The sequence below is a fragment of the Ruegeria sp. 6PALISEP08 genome, from assembly GCF_001238295.1.
In the GTDB taxonomy this organism is placed as follows: Bacteria; Pseudomonadota; Alphaproteobacteria; order Rhodobacterales; family Rhodobacteraceae; genus Ruegeria.
The window spans coordinates 290,834-307,996 of record NZ_LGXZ01000006.1 but is presented as its reverse complement, the minus strand read 5'-3'; the positions used below and the strand labels follow the sequence as shown (position 1 = coordinate 307,996).

Genomic DNA, 17,163 nt, shown 5'->3' with positions numbered 1-17,163 from the left:
GATGCTTTCGCAAAGCATGATTAAATTCAGTAAGTTACGGCACATCACACATAGCAAAAGCCGAGCTGGTGAGCAAATTCCTTTCATTGCACCCTACTTGGACTGGCTCGTACAAATGAGCCTACCACTACATATTGAGCGCAAGCAGAGTTCGGGCACAAGTGGGCGCGACTCAAACCTGTGAAACGACTCGCGATTTTAGACAAATCTGGCCTCTATCAACTCATGGGAGTCGAAAATCAGCCAGGCCGACTCGGATCCTTATGCCTCACGTAAATCTCATTCGTTCGCCGTCACCCCTCCAAGACCCGCCTTGCACATCCTATTCGGATAAGGTCTGGTTCCAGTACTTTGTTGTCGGCACACACGCAGGATCGGTATGGCCCGTGACCTTCAGTTTCCTTTGGTCAGAACCGTTGGTTTTGACGGAGCGCTCGTAACATTTGCGGATCGCATGTCCGAGAACGCAAACCGTGCGGCTCTGGCATTTCGATCCGAAGTGGATCATCTGCAATGGGATGAGGTCACCGAGTCATCGGCGTCTTTGGGGTCCACCTTTGTGCGGTTCGACACGCAGCGCGTCTCTCATCAGCAGATGCTGGAAAAGCTTCAGCATCTCATAGGCCAAAAGGACTGGTACAACACGCCTCTTCCCTCAGGCCGCAAGCTGTGGCGTGTACCAACGGTGTACGGAACCGATCTGGCGCCACAACTGGACGACGCAGCGGCTGCCGCCGGATTGACGCCGGAAGAGGCAATACGGCGCCTTGGCCAGTCGAGGGTGCGGGTTCTGACTATCGGGTTTGCGCCCGGACAGCCCTACCTTGGGCCATTGGGCCCCGAGTTCAACATTCCCCGACTGCCAAGTCTGACCCCGATGGTGCCAGAGGGCGCGTTGGTTTTGGCCATCTCGCAATTCGTCCTGTTTTCCGGGCCGACACCAACCGGATGGCGGCATGTCGGGCAAACCGCATTTCGATGCTTTCGCCCGGAGAGGGCCGACACGTTCCCGCTTCGGCCCGGAGACGAATTGGTGTTCACACCTGTATCTCGGGAAGAGTTGCAGCATATCCGCGCCAACAATACAGACAATACCGGCGGTGCCACCTGTGAGGAGATTGCGCCATGAGCCTGATCGTCTATCGGATCGGCCCCTCATGCACAATCCAGGATCAGGGCCGCGTTGGGTATCTGGATCAGGGTTTGTCCCGCTCCGGCGCTGCCGACATATTGGCCTTGCATGAAGGGGCTGCATTACTGGGGCAAAGCCCGGACCTCGCGGCGCTGGAAATGGCCGGAATGGGGGGCGAATTCGAAGCCACGCAAAACATGCACATCGCCTTAACCGGTGCGCGGATGCAGGCCAGCATCGATGGCGGCCCAGTGTCGTGGAATGCTTCGCACCAACTGGCCGCCGGGCAACGGCTGGTCATCGGAGCAGCCGTGCAAGGCAACTACGGCTATCTTCATCTTGGGGGCGGCATTGAGGCCAAGGTTTTTCTGGGATCGCGCTCGGCACATCTGACGGCACGGATCGGTCGTGCAGTACAACAAGGCGACACGCTGACCTGCGGACTTCATACAGGTAAGACCGGGCTGAAACTGATGCCGGCTGATCGGTTTGCGGGCGGAGAGTTGCGCGTGGTGGCCAGCTTTCAGACCACGTTGTTCGATCAGGCGACGCTGGATCGGTTTGCCGCGAACGCCTTCAGACGCGGCACGCGCGCCAACCGGATGGGGATGCAGGTGGACAGTGACGGCGGCGGGTTTGCTGCGTCGGGCCAATTGAACATATTGTCCGAAGTGATCACCCCCGGCGATATTCAGATGACTGGCGCAGGAGACCCCTTCATCCTGCTGCCGGAGTGCCAGACCACAGGGGGCTATCCTCGTATCGCAACCGTTTTGCCCTGCGATATGCCGCGCGCAGCTCAGACACCTGCGGGCGGTCCTATCCGCTTCAAATTTGTCAGCATGGATGAAGCCAGTGCGTTGCACACAGGTTTCCTGTCAGATCTTGCGCGCCTGCCCTCAAGGGTCGAACCTCTGGTCCGCGACCCGCACGACATTCCGGACCTGTTGTCCTACCAATTGATTGGCGGAGTGATCTCTGCCACCGACTAAGGAGATATGCCGATGCCCAGCGTCGATCTGAATGCCGATATGGGGGAAAGCTTTGGTCCCTGGAAGATGGGCGATGACGAAAGCCTGCTGAAGATCATCACCTCTGCTAACATTGCCTGTGGTTTTCATGCAGGCGACCCAGATGTGATGGCAGCGACGATGCAACTGGCGGCCGAGAACAATGTTGGTATTGGCGCGCATCCCGGTTTTCCCGATCTGCAGGGCTTTGGCCGCCGGAACATGAAATTGCCCCATGACGCTCTGCGCAATCTGGTCCGGTATCAACTGGGTGCCGCACAGGGCATGGCCAAGGCGATTGGCACCAAAGTGCGACACCTCAAGCTGCACGGGGCGCTGGCCAATATGTGCTCGATCGATATTGATATGGCGCGGGCCTGCTATCAGGGCGCTTTGGATGTCGACCCCGACATTATTGTCATGGTCCTTGCGGTGACAAAGCAGGAAGATGCCGTACGCGAGCTCGGATGCAAATGGGTTGGCGAGATTTTTGCCGACCGCGCTTATAATGACGACGGCACCTTGGTGGACCGCAGCCTGCTTGGTGCCGTGATTCACGACGCCGATGTGGCGGGACCGCGCATTTTGAACATGGTTCGCGAAGGCGCAATCATCACTGAAAGCGGCAAGAGGTTGGAGACATCTATCGACACAATTTGCCTGCATGGGGACGGGCCCACGGCGGTTCAGATCGCCCGCTCAGTTCGGGAAAGCCTGATCGCTGGTGGGGTCGATGTGACAAAGTTCACCCGGTAGTCTCGTCCATGGTGGCCGCACCCTGTCATGAAAAAAGGGCTGCGGAGAACCACAGCCCAGACCCAACAGGAGAGTATTTGCCGAACCTTATGATGGTCCGATCATGAAACAGGTCACATTGCGGGCCTGCAACCGGCGACACGCCAAATCGGCCTGTTCCCGGGTCATCCCCTGAAAAGTTGCGTCAAACCCGCGCGAGCTTTGGTTCACCTTGCGCAGCGTGCCCTCCAGCGTAGTCATTTCCGACAACGCGGTTTTCAGCAGAACCTTCTCGGCCTCATACCGCGTGGTGTAGCGCCCCACATTGACGCCCCACAGATGCCCGCCGGACGAAGACAGTCGGGTGACAACCTCCTGCTCGGGCTCGGGTTGCTTTGCCGTTTCGGTCGACGCCAGAACCAGATCAGCGGGGCGTTGTGCTGGACGGGTGCCCGGTTCCTGCTTGGACGAGGCGGTCGGCGCGACGTCTGCCTGGGCGATGGCCGCCGCAATGCCATTGGTGATCCGGGCGCTGTTCTGATCCGCAGTAGCCGCCACTGCACTTGCGACCTGTGTCGATGCGCTTGGGCGCACGACCGGACGCAGGCTGGTCTTTGGAGGCCCGCTCAGGCGCGCGACCTGCGTGCCCAGCCCAACATTGCCCGCATAAGCCGGGCGTGCCGGTTTGCGAATAGGTGCACGCGATGGGGCGCGACGGAAACCCAGATCCAAAAGCTCGGCCACTTTGGCATTGCGCGACGCGCCAGACTTTCCGCCAAAGACGGTTGCGATGATCCGTTCATTCTTACGCTTGGCCGACGCCACCAGATTGAAGCCCGCTGCACGGGTGTATCCGGTTTTGATGCCGTCCGCCCCTTTGTACGCAGCCAGAAGGCGACGGTTGGTGTTCGGCACGGTCTTGATCCCGGCATGTGTCGATTGACGCGAGAACAGATTATAATACTGCGGATAGTCATACAGCAGATGCCGTCCCAGCGTGGTCATGTCGCGCGCCGTGGACAAATGCCCTGATTCGGTCAGGCCATGCGCGTTCTTGAAGGTGGTACGGCTCATCCCCATCGCTTTAGCGGTGCGGGTCATGCGGCGGGCAAAGGCCGCTTCGGACCCGCTGATGGCGATACCGATGGCGGTCGCTGCGTCATTGGCTGATTTTACAGCAGCCGCGCGGATCAAGTAACGGAAGGCAATCGTCTGTCCCGTCCGCAGACCCAGCTTGGACGGCGGCTCGGCCGAAGCTTTCTTAGTAATCCGTACAGGCGTATCCAGCGTAATCTCACCGTTTCGCACCGCCTCGAACGCGATATAAAGCGTCATCATCTTGGTCAGCGACGCTGGATGCAACCGCGTGTCTGCATTGCGCGAATGCAGAACCTCTCCGGTACGGGCGTCAATCACCATTGCCGCGTAAGGTGCCGCTATGGATTTGAGCGGCGCAAACGCCAGCACACATAGCATCGCTGTAAGGAATAAGCCCGTTCGGGCCGGAACTGTCCGCCGAATCTGCACGATCTTTGCCTCTGTCTGCCTCGCGCCGCCGAGTTTTCCCGGTCGGCAAGTTTTATTTTATTATCACCAAGGCTAACACAGGGGGGGGGTGAAATAAACTGAAAGCTGCGCTTTTTGCGATTTCGTCATGTGCGCCGCATTGGGCTACATGTTGATAAAACTCCGGCCCTGACCCACCAGATGCGCGATTGTGGCAGCGCTTTGCCGTTGCGCAACAGGGTTTTTTTGAAACTGCGACCATAAAGCAACATCACTTCAGACTGTGTATCAGATCGGCCAGATCCCCCAAATCGCGCAGCTCGCGGAATCGGGGGCTTTCAACCGGGGCTTCGGCGTGCTCGACTTCCCACACCAGACCGTGGGGCACGTAAACGCCCCAGCATCCGGCCTGAATCGGGGCCACCACATCCGAGCGCATGGAATTGCCAACCATCATTGCAGCAGCCGGACCATCCCCATGGGATTCAAAGATCGCCCGATAGGTATCCGAGGTCTTTTCCGAGACAATCTCGACCCCGTCGAACAAATCGCCCAGCCCGGACTGTGCCAGTTTACGCTCCTGATCGATCAAGTCGCCCTTTGTAATGAGAATGACTCGGTACATGCCGGTCACGTTCTCAATCGCATCGCGCGCATGTGGCAACAATTCAATCGGATGTGCCAGCATCTCTTGCCCGGCTTCGACCAATTGCCGAATGACCGAGGCCGGAACACGGTCTTCCGTGACCTCGATGGCGGTTTCGATCATCGACAGAACGAACCCTTTTATCCCATAGCCATAATGCCTGATGTTGCGTTTTTCGGCGGCCAAAAGGCGCTCCATCAGATGATCGCGGTTGGCGTGATCGGCCAGCAATTCAGCGAAATGGGCCTGTGTCAGCTGAAAAAACCGTTCATTGTGCCAAAGGGTGTCATCCGCATCAAACCCGATTGTTGTCAGTTCTTCCGTCATCCAATTTAAGTCCGCTTGCTCTTTTCACCGGCCATGCCCACGTTATATAAGCGCCAAGATAAACCCCAAGCCTGAATCGGACAGTTGCACACGATGCTGGACAAGACCTGGATGATGTCTGACACCCCGGACGACGACAGTGACGCGTCTATCCTGCTGCAGACGCGCCCAAAAACCAAACGTCCGCCCTTGTATAAGGTGCTGTTGCTGAACGACGATTACACGCCGATGGAGTTTGTCGTGCATGTGCTGGAGCGGTTCTTCGGAATGACCCACGCGCAGGCGTTCGAAATCATGCTGACGGTTCACAAAAAAGGCGTGGCCGTTGTCGGCGTCTTCAGCCACGAGATTGCTGAGACCAAAGTTGGCCAAGTGATGGATTTTGCTCGCAGGCACCAACACCCGCTGCAATGCACCATGGAACGTGAAGAATAAGGCATCTCGCCTGACGCACCCTCTCTTTTCTCTGACGGAACTGCCCATGTCCCCTCGCTTGGAACTTGCATTGCAAAACGGCCTGTCGCTGTCGCAGCCTGTGACGGTGATCTGCCCGGTGCCAGAGCATGATCTTTCGGTGCTTCCCTCTGACGCACAGGTGGTACAACCGTTCAAACCCTTTCACGACCATTTTGCCACGCAAGGCTTTAACTCGGTGCCCGAAGCGGAAGACCCGTGTCAGGACGCAATCGTGTTTTTGCCACGTGCCAAGGCGCTGGCGCGCGCAATGATCCAGCGGGCTTGTTCGCGGGCCGCGGGGGTTGTCGTGATTGATGGCGCAAAGACCAATGGGGTGGACAGCATATTGAAAGATGTGCGCAAGCGGGCTGACGTCGAAGGGCCCCTGTCCAAAGCGCATGGCAAAATATTCTGGTTTCAGGCCGACGCCTCTGCTTTTGCAGATTGGGCCGCGCCCACCGCACAGAAGGTCGGTGGTTATTATACGGCGCCGGGGGTGTTTTCGGCAAATGGGGTCGATCCGGCCTCGGCCATGTTGTTAAAAGCATTGCCCGCCAAACCGGGAGCTCGGATAGCGGATCTTGGTGCGGGTTGGGGGTATTTGTCGGCAGACATCCTGAAGCGCGATGACGTTAAATCACTGCATCTGGTCGAGGCAGATCACGCCGCTCTGACCTGCGCGCGCATGAACGCCGAGGACCCGAAAGCAAAGTTTTACTGGTCAGATGCCGTCACCTGGGCCGCGCCGGAACCTATCGACACGGTGGTGATGAATCCCCCGTTTCACACCTCGCGCAGCGCGGACCCGGCGCTTGGTCAGGGATTCATCATCGCAGCCGCGCGCAATCTGACCCGCAACGGAACCCTGTGGATGGTTGCCAATCGACATCTTCCCTATGAAACAACGCTGAACGAACACTTCGCTCAGGTCACTGAAATTGCCGGAGACAACCGGTTCAAGGTTTTTCAGGCCTCTCGCCCTCGGCGCTAAGGCTCGTTAACCTGCCCCCAATTCAGGAGGATTCGGATGTCCTTTTCCATCGCTGGCAAGACAGCAATTGTAACGGGCGGAGCCAATGGCATCGGGCTGGCTATCGGACGCCAATTCGCGGATGCAGGTGCAAATGTAATGTTCGCCGACATGGACGAAAAGCGCCTGGTCGATGAATTGGGCGAACAGGCCGAAGACGGAAATATCCGCTATTTTGCTGGCGATCTGCGGGAAAAGCTGACCATAGCGAACCTGCTATCGGCCACACTGGATGCGTTTGATCAGGTGGACATCCTGATCAATGGCGCGCGGCAGGTGATCCCATCTGATCCGCTGGATCCCGAAGATGACTCGGTCCGCACTCTGCTGAACCAGAATCTGATGCCCGCCCTGCGGTTAAGCCAGCTGGTTGCAAAACGCATGATCAAACAGGCCGATGGGGACGAGGAAAACCCTGCGGGGTCGATTATCAACCTGTCTTCTATCGCGGCTCGCCGAACACATCCCGACCTGATGGCCTATTCCGTGTCAACTGCGGCGCTGGATCAGATGACACGGTCTCTTGCGGTTGCGCTTGCGCCGAACCGTATTCGGGTCAACTCCATCGCACTTGGTTCTGTGATGAGCGCGTCCCTGCAATCGACCCTCAAGGAAAACCGGGATTTCCGCGACGATATCGAAAAACACACGCCGCTGGCCCGTATCGCTTCCGCTACGGAGCTGACCGAAACCGCGCAGTTTCTGGCGTCTGATGCAGCCGGCTTCATAACCGGCCAGATCCTGACAATCGATGGCGGTCGCACCCTACTTGACCCCGTCGCCGCCCCGGCTCACTAAGACACATGTTCGATACAGAAAAATCCACTGCTTCCGCCTGGTTTCGCCAATTGCGCGACGACATTGTTTCTGCGTTTGAAGCCCTCGAAGACAGCCACGACACTGGCCCATTTTCTGACGCAAAACCCGGTCGGTTCGAAGTCAAAGAGACCAAACGCCAATCCGAGGACGGATCGGACGCAGGTGGCGGGCTGATGTCCGTGATGCGTGGCGGGCGTGTGTTCGAGAAAGTTGGCGTCAACGTCTCGACCGTCTATGGCACGTTGGGCGAACGCGCACAGCAAGCGATGGCGGCACGCAAAGGTATCCCCGGCATGACCGAGGATCCCCGGTTCTGGGCCTCCGGGATCAGCCTGGTGGCGCATATGCAGAACCCTCATGTCCCTGCGGTGCACATGAACACGCGCATGTTCTGGACCCCACACGCCTGGTGGTTTGGTGGCGGATCGGACCTGAACCCCTGCATCGAGTATGCCGAAGACACAAGCCATTTCCACGCCACCCAAAAAGCCCATCTGGACCCTCATGGCGTTGCGCATTACCCGCGTCTAAAAGACTGGGCAGACGAATATTTCTATATTCCCCACCGTAAGCGTGCGCGGGGTGTGGGGGGAATTTTCATGGATGACTACTGCACCGGCGACTGGCAGGCTGATTTCGTCCTGACGCAGGATATTGGTCGGGCTTTCCTGCCTGCTTTCCTGCCATTGGTCGAAAAGCGGCGCGTGCAGGGCTTTTTAGATGCGGACAAAAACACCCAACTCGTGCACCGTGGTTTGTATGCTGAATACAACCTGGTCTACGACCGGGGTACTAAATTCGGACTGGAAACCGGGCACGACCCGGATGCGGTTCTGATGAGCCTGCCGCCGATGGCGAAATGGGTCTGACGTTCAGAATGTGTCCATGATGAAGTTGTCGTAGCAGTAGTTCTGTGCCGACGACGCGGACATGTTGGCACCGACCTTCCGAACGGTGATTGAATGCCCCGGTTTGGTATCTGCGCCGGGTGGCGGTGTCAGAGAAAACTGAACTGTTCGGACGCCAGGTTCGTAAGCACGAAAAATATAGATCCGCTGTTTGTTCGGCACGCCCAAAGTTCGGATCGCATAGTCCCCGATACCGCACCAGTAGTTCACGGGCGCTGACGAGCCTATGGCCTTGACCTCATAAACCCCATCCGGCAGCGACGTAATCTCTGTGCGAAATTGCGGCCGAATGTTCAGGCCAAACCCAACCGCTTCGGTCAGGGAAGGCATCAGTATCAGTGCCGCGGCGGCAAAAGCCCTAATAAAACGCATGATCCAATCTTCCCGAAATGAGGGGTCGCAGATTTAAGCATAGCCGGGACAGCCCCTGAGTAAAGTGGAACAGACCGGTAACGCTGACGCTCTGACGGCGCTGGGAATTTCTTCTACCCAAATGGCAGGAAAAGGGTACACTAACTCTAAGGTTTTGGTTCACATCAGATATTGGCGATCCTTTGAGCAAGAGCTTCCCCAAAGACTGGTTCGATTTTCCGCCCGAGAAATATGCCGATCTGGGCGCGATGTTCTACCTGGCCGGGTTGACGAAGACCCATCAGAAACGCAACCTGGCACAGGTTCTTTACGCGTTCGAGACGCCGTTCCGTCTCGGCCAGTACCATATCTTTCGGCAAGACGGGTTTCCCCGTGGCTTTGTCACCTTTGCCGGGCTCAGCCATGAGGTCGAATACCGCTATGCGGTGCAGGAAAAGCCACTGAAGGAAAAGGATTTCACCAGTGGGCCTTCCTTCTGGATCGTCGATCTTGTGGCCCCATTTGGACAAACGAACCAGATTGTTGATATCCTCAAAAAGGAAATACCGCATCCGTGTGTTCGTACCAACCGAATGGACAGCGACATGACACGCAATCGGATCGTGGAATGGACGCGGGATCAGGCGGGTGAAGTCCATATGCGCCTGTATCGAAAAAGAGAGTTTGAACAGGTGCTGCAACAGGGCGAAGGATAAGTGGTTTCGGTTACAATCACAGGCGAATTGACCGGAGACGTGACCGGGTCCCCGCCCAATGTGGCGATGGGTCAGCCGACGCTGGACAATGGCACGTTCACACCAACGACCCAGACATGGACGATCGCAACGCCCCCCGCCAACGGCACCGCCTCGATTGATCCAAACACCGGCGAGTGGACCTATACGGTCGACCCGACCTTTTTTGACAGCCTGGACAACGGCGAGATCGTTTTCGATACCTTCTTTATCAGCGTCACGGGCACAACGCAGGTGGGGCCGTTTACCCTGCCGTTTTCCAACAACCCGGACCCGGTTGCAGTCACTATCAGGATCGAAGGCGTCTGTTTTGCAGCCGGGACATTGATCGAGACCGAAGACGGTCCAAAGGTCATAGAAACGCTGGACGTAAGTCACAAAGTGGCAACCGCGGATCACGGGCTGCAACCTATTCGCTGGATCGAAAGCAGTGTAATTCCGCCCGAGCGATTGCGTGATGAGCCCGCGTTGCAGCCGGTCTGCATCTCAGCAGGAAGTCTGGGGCCGAACACACCCTGCCGGGATCTTCTGGTTTCGCAACAGCACCGCATTCTGGTGAAGGGCCCGAAAGTGGAACTGCTGTTCGGTGCCGCCGAGGCGCTGGTGGCAGCCAAGCATCTGTGCAGTTGGCCGGGGATACACATCGACACCTCGATAGAGACGGTCGAATATCTGCACATCCTTTTGGATCAGCATGAGATTCTGAATGCTGACGGGGCGCAGGCCGAAAGCCTGTTTCTTGGGGAAGAGGCGCTTTATACACTGTCCTCCGACGCCCTGAGCGAACTGGCGGCGATCTTTCCAGATCGGCCAACCTCTGCTCACACCGGGTTCGGGCGCGCGGCACGTTTGATTTTGCGCGAACACGAAGCTCGCGCCCTTGCCTGAGATTACAATCCGGTCGCGATGCGCCCCCCGACATCCTGCGGGGCCAAGGCAACCGTCTTGATCACCGCGTGACATGGGCTGCCCGCCTGCAAGTTCAGCGCCGCAACCGACCGGCGTGTGACGCGCGCAAGAACATTACCCGCCGGGGTCTTAACGGACACGATCGCACCGGGCCCATCGCCCGACCGGATCGAATCCACCGTACCACTGAGCACGTTCAATGCAGACAATCCCTCGGGTTTTTGGTTGGACAGGATCACCTCTTGCGCCGGGATGCGGATACGCAAGCGCGCCCCGACTTCATGCGCGATGCGCGGTAAGAACAGTCGCGCGCCATTTGCATCCAGCTCGGTCAATCCGTCTGCGTGGTGCTGTGCCACCTGAACTTCCAAAACGGCCCCAACCGCGCGAACGCCGGCAGGCGCCACCGCGGGATCGGCCAGAACCTCAGACGCAGGCCCATGACGCACGGCTTTGCCGTCCTGCAGGGCAACCACCGAGGTTGCCAGACGCGCAACCTCGGCCGCCGAATGGGTCACATAGAGAATAGGGACCGACACTTCGTCCCTTAGACGTTCAAAATACGGCAGGATTTCTGCTTTTCGCGCTTCGTCCAGCGCCGCCAGAGGTTCATCCGCAAGGATCAGACGCGGACTTGCCAGCAACGCCCGCCCGATGGCCACGCGTTGTTTCTCGCCCCCTGACAGCCCGGCTGGACGGCGATCCAGAAGTCGGCCAATGCCCAGCATGTCAATGACCTTTTCAGGTTCTTCCCGCCGCCCCCCTTTCGGGGCGAACCAGCGACCATAAGCAAGATTTTGGCGCACGGTCAGATGAGGAAATAACCGCCCTTCCTGAAAGATATACCCCAACCGTCGCCGGTGCGGCGGAAGCCACTGCCCACGATCCGTATCGAACAGGACCCAATCCTCGACCGCCACGCGACCCGCCTGAGGCCGCAGCAGCCCGGCCACCGCGTTGACAATAGTCGTCTTGCCCGACCCGGACCGCCCGAATAGAACAGTCACACCAGGCGGCGCCTCAAAGCTGACATCCAGATCCAGATCCGACAGATGATGTTGCACCCGAACAGAAAGGCTCATGACCCGGCCACCCGCGCGGCGGCGCGCCGCCCTACGTATTCCGACAAAAGAAGCGCGCTCATCGCGATAACGATTGAGATGAGTACCAGCCGCGTTGCAGCCGCCTCACCGCCCGGCACCTGCAGGAATGCGTAGACCGCGGACGGGAGCGTTTGGGTCTGGCCCGGAATGTTGGACACAAATGTGATGGTTGCTCCGAACTCGCCCATAGCTTTGGCAAAGGCCAGAATGGCACCGGCAATGACGCCCGGCAGGATCATCGGTAAGGTCACGGTCAGAAACACCATCGGGTGCGACGCCCCCAGCGTCGCCCCGGCCTGTTCAAGTTTTGGATCCACAGCCTCGATCGACAAACGAATGGCCCGCACCATCAAGGGAAACGCCATGATCCCGGCGGCCAGGGCAGCCCCCGTCCAGCGAAATGCGACGACGACCCCGAACTCGGCAAGAACGCGTCCCAACGGCCCGTGAATTCCAAACGTCAGCAACAACAAATAACCCGTCACAACAGGCGGAAGGATCAGGGGCAAATGCACCAGACCATTCAACACTTGCCGCCCGGGAAACCGCCAGCGTGCCAGCGCATAGGCTACGAATATCCCAAACGGCAATGTCGCCAGCGTCGCCCAGAACGACACACGCAGTGACAACTTTAACGCTTCAATTTCGGCAGGGCCCAACCAGTCCACGAGCATCACCCGCCCGGCAGAGAAAACCCCTGCCCCTGAAAAACGGATAAGGCCGCATCGCCACGCAAATGGTTCAGAAATGCTTGCGCGCTATCCTTTGCTTGTGTCGTGATGGCAGCAGGATAAATGATCGCAGGATGCAGGTCGGCGGGAATTGTCGCCACAACACTGACCCGCTTTTCAACCTCAGCATCCGAACGATACACGATACCCAATGGCGCAGCCCCTGCCGCCACCAATGCCAGAGCTGCGCGTACATTATCAGTCTGTGCAACGTGATCTTGCAATTCATTCCACTGGTTCAGGCTTTGCAGCGCGGCTTTGCCATATATACCTGCGGGCACCGCATCAACCAGGGCCATGGCCAGAAAGCCGCCATCCAATTCGGCCTCGAGATCATGATCCGGTTGGATCTCACCCCAACTCGTTCGGCCAAGAGCACCAATAAGAACCAGAGCGTTGCCCAGCAAATCCACCCGCGAATTCGCCCGGATCAGACCTCCCTGTTCCAAAACGTCCATCCAATCGGGGTTTGCCGAGATGAACACGTCCGCAGGCGCGCCCTGCTGAATTTGTCGTGCCAGAACCGACGATGCCGCATAAGAAACCGTAACGCTGTGCCCTGTTTCCTTCTCATAGCCTTCAGCAATCTCATCCAAAGCTGTTTTCAGGCTCGCCGCTGCAAAAACCAAAACACCCTCGGCCCCGGCCCGGACCGGTGCCAACGCCAATGCACCTAAGACCAGTGCCACCATCCAGGAACGGCGGGTGAAGGTTTGGGTCATGTACACTCCCGACCGGAACGTTGCAGTCCCTTCGGGAATATCGGAGGGCATAGCCCTCACGCAAGCGCCTTTGAGAATTTACCGGGATCGTTGCCGCTGCGTTGCAGAAAGTCCAAAAAGATCACTGCAGTGATCAGAATCACGCCGCATCAAAGATGACGTGCGCTAATTTGGAACACCACTGGACTGTACCACACTCAGGTTGCGCGCCAATCGGTGCAACGCAGATTGGTTACACGCAATGGAATTCAAGAAAATCCCTCAGACCCTCTTGCGCCCGCTCGCAGGCTTGGCTAAACGCAGCGTCACGGGTGATTAGCTCAGTTGGTAGAGCGCTTCGTTTACACCGAAGATGTCGGGAGTTCGAGTCTCTCATCACCCACCATTTCCTTCATTTTCAATGGTTTACTCAGGGTCTTGTAACGAGAACTTGGAGACTATTTGGGGATGAATGTACGAGAATCGAAACCTCAAAACCGTGTTGGACTACCCAGAGGACTGTTCCTCAGAGGTAAAGGGCAGCCGAAAGCGTGTTCGTCCGAGAAGTCAGAGGCCTTATTACCGTTAAAGGAATTACGTCTCTTGATCCGCTTTCATTCAGTCACACAGACCAAACAGACAAAACCTCAGGTTCACCCATGGTCTACAATGATTTGGTCCCTAAAGCGCTGCATACGTTGGCACGAAATACCCTTAGGGAAGTTCCTCTTAAAAATATCTTACTAACTTGTCCAAAGATAAAATGGTTCGCCGGAGGAAAAAGCCCGACAGTTGGTTCTGATGGGGTAGAAAAGGGAAAGTACCGTCCCGGTCCATACGCCAAAGGCTCTCGGCTTCAGGGCTGAAGTGGGCGTGTTCATTGGCTCCCCAATACGACAAGAGGCACGAACGATTATAAGAACGCAACGCACCTGATCTATCTCTACAATCAGTTCTTAAATCCCAACATCCTAAGAATTCTCGGCAAAGGATCAGTGAGTCAGGACGACTATGCGCTCACTGAGTTAATCCAATGGGTTTGGCGATCTAGGATCAGAGACGGGAAACCGATCACTGTTTACGGCACCTCTATGAGGTTCGGATGACGCTGGCATCATACATCGGCGGGCTATCCCCAACCCGTATCACTCAGGAACATCGTGACGAGGCGCGTTGGATCTCTCAAAGAGCAATTGAGCTTTGCGAAAACCGCGACTCGCAGGAGTTCGTGGGGCAAGAAGTTCATGACGCGTTGGTGATCGAAACCAACGACCTGCTTGTTGCACGGGAACAGGATGACATATCAGCGGTAGGACATGTGCAGCGTATTCATATTGGATACGGTTATCGTATGATCCGCAGACGTCTGTTTGAAACCACGGAAGAACAGAAACCATCGGGGCGCCGGGCCAAAAAATCAAAGAGCCCGCAATGAAGGTGATAGTACGATGCGAATTGGAATAATCGGTACGGGAACCATTGCGGCAGCCGTTGTCGAAGGCATGGCAGTGGACGGCCACCCAATCACCGTGTCGCGCCGGAGCGATACAAAATCAGCGGCGCTGGCCCGCAAGTTTTCAAACGTAACCGTCGCGGACAATCAGGAGGTTGTTGACGCAAGCGACGTTGTGTTTTTGGGCTTGATAGCGGAACAAGCAGCTTCTGCCATTGAAAAGCTAAAGTTCCGCCAAGACCAGAAGGTCGTCTCGCTCATGTCAGGCCCGTCCCTGAGTGAGCTGGAGGATATGGTCGCCCCCGCAAGCGCAGTAGCGAATATGATACCTTTTCCGGGAATTGCTGTCGGTGGATCTCCGATACTGGTTCTAGGAGATACGTCCATCGTGACCGACCTTTTTGGCGCGCGGAACCCTGTTTTCCATCTGAATTCTGCGGCTGAACTGTCTGCCTATCTGGCTGCTCAGGCTGTATTGTCACCGACGGTGCTGATGGTTCGGGGTGCCGGCGACTGGCTTGGACAGCAGGTGCAGGACGCAGAGCGAGGCGAAGCCTTCCTACGCGCCTTGGTCGGATCCAGCCTGACATCAGCACCGGATTGCCGGCACCTTCTTCAATCTCTGGATACGCCTGGTGGCTACAATCAGCGGCTTCGCAAACATATGGAATCCCAGGGCATCCTTGAGCAACTGAATGATGGCTTGTCAGATCTCTGACCCGAAAGGTTCAGTGCGTCGTCCCAGTATCCCGTCATGGATGTTGTTGAAAGAAATCTGATCAGCGGTCAAAATCAAAGTCAGCAAACAAGGAAGGTTTGATGAGTTGACCATCGTTGAACAACAAATCGATGCTCCAACCAAAGGCACGGTAGATCACATTCAGGAGCAAATCCTGAAACGTATCTGCTTTGCGTTTTATCGACCCGCGTATCAGTTGAAAGAAACCGCGTTGGCCAACGATTTCGACGTTAGCAGAACGCCGGTTCGGGATGCGATCCAGCGTATTGGACATCTGGGGTTGGTTGAAACGCGCAACGGCGTCGGTACGATAGTCACCGAGCCTTCCAATGAACGCATACGGCACCTCTATGAAATGCGGATGGAGCTGGCTGAACTGATCGGAGAGCTGTCACCTGCCGCAATAGAAACACATCATCAGGAAGAAATCTGCTCGATCCGTCAAAGCGCTCCGACACTGAGGGAAAGCATGGATTCTCAGGAATACGTGAAACTGAACCAGCGGCTGCAAGCTTTGATTACTTCCTTGATCGGCAACATGTCTCTGCGGGACTTCTGGAATCAGGCATACTTCCAAGCGACCAGTGTCTGGCACCGAATGGAACAACTGATTGGATCAGAGGCCTATGATGCACTGGTCAGAGAGGCATTTGATTTGTTGATGGCGGTGGAGCGCAAAGACATCGCGGCGGTTGGGTATTTGCAGAGAACCCATATCGGTTATGGATTCCAGTCGATTGAGGAACTCCTGTTGACCCACCCAAAATAACGCCAAAGCGTATGGGTTCAATCAATCTGGCGGTCCGGTCAAACGGACCCAGCCCAGTAAAAGCATGATGTGAAAAAATGGAAGAACAACAAACGACGTCTATTGGCATCCTGATCTTTCCGGGCTTTCCCATGGCTTGCCTGACCTCATGTATCGAACCTCTGCGCGCCGCCAACGAGATTTCAGGTCAAGATGCATTTCGCTGGACGGTGGTTGCTGAAAAAGACGAAGCCGTGCAATCCTCTGCAGGGGTGAACTTCTCTCCCGATTGTGCACTGGCTGAAGTCAAATCTCTGGATCATTTGCTGTTTGCTGCAAGCCCAAACAGCGTGTTTGAAAGCCCGTCAAAGGCGAATGCGGTCCTGCAAAGGCTCTTTCGAGGTAAGACACGGCTTGGAGCGGTCAGCGGCGGTGTGTTTCCATTGGCCAGAAGCCGGTTAACCGGAGAAAACCCCCTCTCGGTTCATTGGTGCTATGAGGCCGCATTTCAGGCAGAGTTTCCAGAGATTCCGATACAAGACACCGTAATCTGCACCGAAGGGGCATTTACAACCATCTCTGGTGCGTCAGCCGTGTTTGACTATATGCTGACACTGATCGAACAGCGTCTGGATGGTGAAACGATGGCTGAAGTCGCCTGTTGGTTTCAGCACCCTTTCATTCGTAGCGCGGCGGTGACGCAGAAAATTCCGGCGATTTCGACAGCCAAAAGTCAGGACCTGATGCCGAAACAGGTTGCGCGCGCCATTCAGCATTTTGCCGAACATATCGAAAACCCGATACAGATCAGCGAGGTAGCTGAGGCCGTTGGCCTATCCGCGCGCTCGCTGGAGCGCGGTTTTAAGAAGGCGACCGGCCAAAGCCCTCTTAGCTACTATCGAAAGATGCGGATGAAACAGGCACGGCAACTGGTTCTGTACACGAACGACCCGGTTGCCGAGATTGCCTATATGGTCGGGTACGCCACGCCCAGCGCATTCATGCGGCATTATCGCGAGACTTTTGGCGTGACGCCGATCAGTGACCGGCGTGCCAAAAATTCACTACGTGTCGGCAGCGATGACGTGCTGCCATCAGGCTGAC

General features: G+C 56.7%; 19 protein-coding genes and 1 tRNA gene. 14 read left to right on the top strand and 6 right to left on the bottom strand.

Annotated elements, in window-relative coordinates; translation table 11 throughout:
• Positions 1 to 379 precede the first annotated feature (379 nt).
• The 3 genes from ALB80_RS11660 to ALB80_RS11650 are packed head-to-tail and all read left to right on the top strand — an operon-like array spanning position 380 to position 2,898.
• Complete coding sequence (locus ALB80_RS11660) at positions 380 to 1,129, top strand: allophanate hydrolase subunit 1 (RefSeq protein ID WP_050604221.1); 750 nt, start codon at positions 380 to 382, stop codon at positions 1,127 to 1,129.
• Positions 1,126 to 2,124 (top strand): biotin-dependent carboxyltransferase family protein, encoded by a 999-nt coding sequence (locus ALB80_RS11655; protein ID WP_050604220.1) that lies wholly within the window; start codon positions 1,126 to 1,128, stop codon positions 2,122 to 2,124. The genes ALB80_RS11660 and ALB80_RS11655 overlap by 4 nt, the downstream gene beginning before the upstream one ends.
• A 12-nt stretch (positions 2,125 to 2,136) precedes the next feature.
• On the top strand, positions 2,137 to 2,898 hold the full coding sequence (locus ALB80_RS11650) for a LamB/YcsF family protein (RefSeq protein WP_050604219.1): 762 nt from the start codon (positions 2,137 to 2,139) through the stop codon (positions 2,896 to 2,898).
• Between the two features lie 87 nt (positions 2,899 to 2,985).
• Here ALB80_RS11650 and ALB80_RS11645 read toward each other — a convergent pair whose 3' ends face one another.
• Positions 2,986 to 4,353 (bottom strand): D-alanyl-D-alanine carboxypeptidase family protein, encoded by a 1,368-nt coding sequence (locus ALB80_RS11645; protein ID WP_050604218.1) that lies wholly within the window; start codon positions 4,351 to 4,353, stop codon positions 2,986 to 2,988.
• Between the two features lie 301 nt (positions 4,354 to 4,654).
• Complete coding sequence (locus tag ALB80_RS11640) at positions 4,655 to 5,356, bottom strand: HAD family hydrolase (protein WP_050604217.1); 702 nt, start codon at positions 5,354 to 5,356, stop codon at positions 4,655 to 4,657.
• A gap of 93 nt (positions 5,357 to 5,449) precedes the next feature.
• On the opposite strand from ALB80_RS11640, the gene clpS reads away from it, so the two are divergent.
• Genes clpS through hemF form a run of 4 tightly spaced genes read left to right on the top strand, consistent with a single transcriptional unit; the run spans position 5,450 to position 8,530 of the window.
• Positions 5,450 to 5,791: an ATP-dependent Clp protease adapter ClpS gene (gene clpS, locus ALB80_RS11635; RefSeq protein ID WP_050604216.1), complete on the top strand. Its 342-nt coding sequence runs from the start codon at positions 5,450 to 5,452 to the stop codon at positions 5,789 to 5,791.
• Positions 5,792 to 5,837: 46 nt separating this feature from the next.
• Entirely contained in the window at positions 5,838 to 6,803 is a 966-nt protein-coding gene (locus ALB80_RS11630; RefSeq protein ID WP_050604215.1) for a class I SAM-dependent methyltransferase, read from the top strand.
• Positions 6,804 to 6,839: 36 nt separating this feature from the next.
• Entirely contained in the window at positions 6,840 to 7,640 is an 801-nt protein-coding gene (locus ALB80_RS11625) for an SDR family NAD(P)-dependent oxidoreductase (RefSeq protein ID WP_050604214.1), read from the top strand.
• Positions 7,641 to 7,645: 5 nt separating this feature from the next.
• Entirely contained in the window at positions 7,646 to 8,530 is an 885-nt protein-coding gene (gene hemF, locus ALB80_RS11620; protein ID WP_050604213.1) for an oxygen-dependent coproporphyrinogen oxidase, read from the top strand.
• Positions 8,531 to 8,533: 3 nt separating this feature from the next.
• On the opposite strand, the gene ALB80_RS11615 is transcribed toward hemF, so the two are convergent.
• Positions 8,534 to 8,941, bottom strand: coding sequence for a hypothetical protein (locus ALB80_RS11615; RefSeq protein WP_050604212.1), 408 nt, complete (start codon positions 8,939 to 8,941; stop codon positions 8,534 to 8,536).
• Positions 8,942 to 9,123: 182 nt separating this feature from the next.
• On the opposite strand from ALB80_RS11615, the gene ALB80_RS11610 reads away from it, so the two are divergent.
• Positions 9,124 to 9,636 (top strand): toxin-activating lysine-acyltransferase, encoded by a 513-nt coding sequence (locus ALB80_RS11610; protein ID WP_050604211.1) that lies wholly within the window; start codon positions 9,124 to 9,126, stop codon positions 9,634 to 9,636.
• The gene (locus ALB80_RS11605; RefSeq protein ID WP_050604210.1) at positions 9,637 to 10,563 is read left to right on the top strand and encodes a Hint domain-containing protein; all 927 of its coding nucleotides are present in this window, start codon (positions 9,637 to 9,639) and stop codon (positions 10,561 to 10,563) included.
• A 2-nt stretch (positions 10,564 to 10,565) separates the two neighbouring features.
• Here ALB80_RS11605 and modC read toward each other — a convergent pair whose 3' ends face one another.
• The 3 genes from modC to modA are packed head-to-tail and all read right to left on the bottom strand — an operon-like array spanning position 10,566 to position 13,140.
• Entirely contained in the window at positions 10,566 to 11,666 is a 1,101-nt protein-coding gene (modC, locus tag ALB80_RS11600; RefSeq protein WP_050604209.1) for a molybdenum ABC transporter ATP-binding protein, read from the bottom strand.
• Positions 11,663 to 12,355, bottom strand: a complete 693-nt coding sequence (gene modB, locus ALB80_RS11595; protein WP_050604252.1) for a molybdate ABC transporter permease subunit — start codon at positions 12,353 to 12,355, stop codon at positions 11,663 to 11,665. Before modB ends, modC begins: the two co-directional genes overlap by 4 nt.
• A gap of 5 nt (positions 12,356 to 12,360) precedes the next feature.
• Entirely contained in the window at positions 12,361 to 13,140 is a 780-nt protein-coding gene (gene modA, locus ALB80_RS11590; protein ID WP_050604251.1) for a molybdate ABC transporter substrate-binding protein, read from the bottom strand.
• 309 nt (positions 13,141 to 13,449) lie between these two features.
• Here modA and ALB80_RS11585 point away from each other — a divergent pair.
• The 5 genes from ALB80_RS11585 to ALB80_RS11565 all read left to right on the top strand — a co-directional run bounded on the left by ALB80_RS11585 (position 13,450) and on the right by ALB80_RS11565 (position 17,162).
• Positions 13,450 to 13,525: transfer RNA gene (locus tag ALB80_RS11585), tRNA-Val, on the top strand.
• Positions 13,526 to 14,221: 696 nt separating this feature from the next.
• The gene (locus tag ALB80_RS11580; protein WP_050604208.1) at positions 14,222 to 14,554 is read left to right on the top strand and encodes a hypothetical protein; all 333 of its coding nucleotides are present in this window, start codon (positions 14,222 to 14,224) and stop codon (positions 14,552 to 14,554) included.
• Positions 14,555 to 14,567: 13 nt separating this feature from the next.
• Positions 14,568 to 15,290, top strand: coding sequence for an NAD(P)-binding domain-containing protein (locus tag ALB80_RS11575; protein ID WP_050604207.1), 723 nt, complete (start codon positions 14,568 to 14,570; stop codon positions 15,288 to 15,290).
• A gap of 106 nt (positions 15,291 to 15,396) precedes the next feature.
• Positions 15,397 to 16,080, top strand: a complete 684-nt coding sequence (locus ALB80_RS11570) for a GntR family transcriptional regulator (protein ID WP_050604206.1) — start codon at positions 15,397 to 15,399, stop codon at positions 16,078 to 16,080.
• A 77-nt stretch (positions 16,081 to 16,157) separates the two neighbouring features.
• Positions 16,158 to 17,162 carry a GlxA family transcriptional regulator gene (locus tag ALB80_RS11565; protein ID WP_050604205.1) on the top strand — a complete coding sequence of 335 codons (1,005 nt, stop codon included), beginning with the start codon at positions 16,158 to 16,160 and terminating at the stop codon, positions 17,160 to 17,162.
• Position 17,163: the final 1 nt, after the last annotated feature.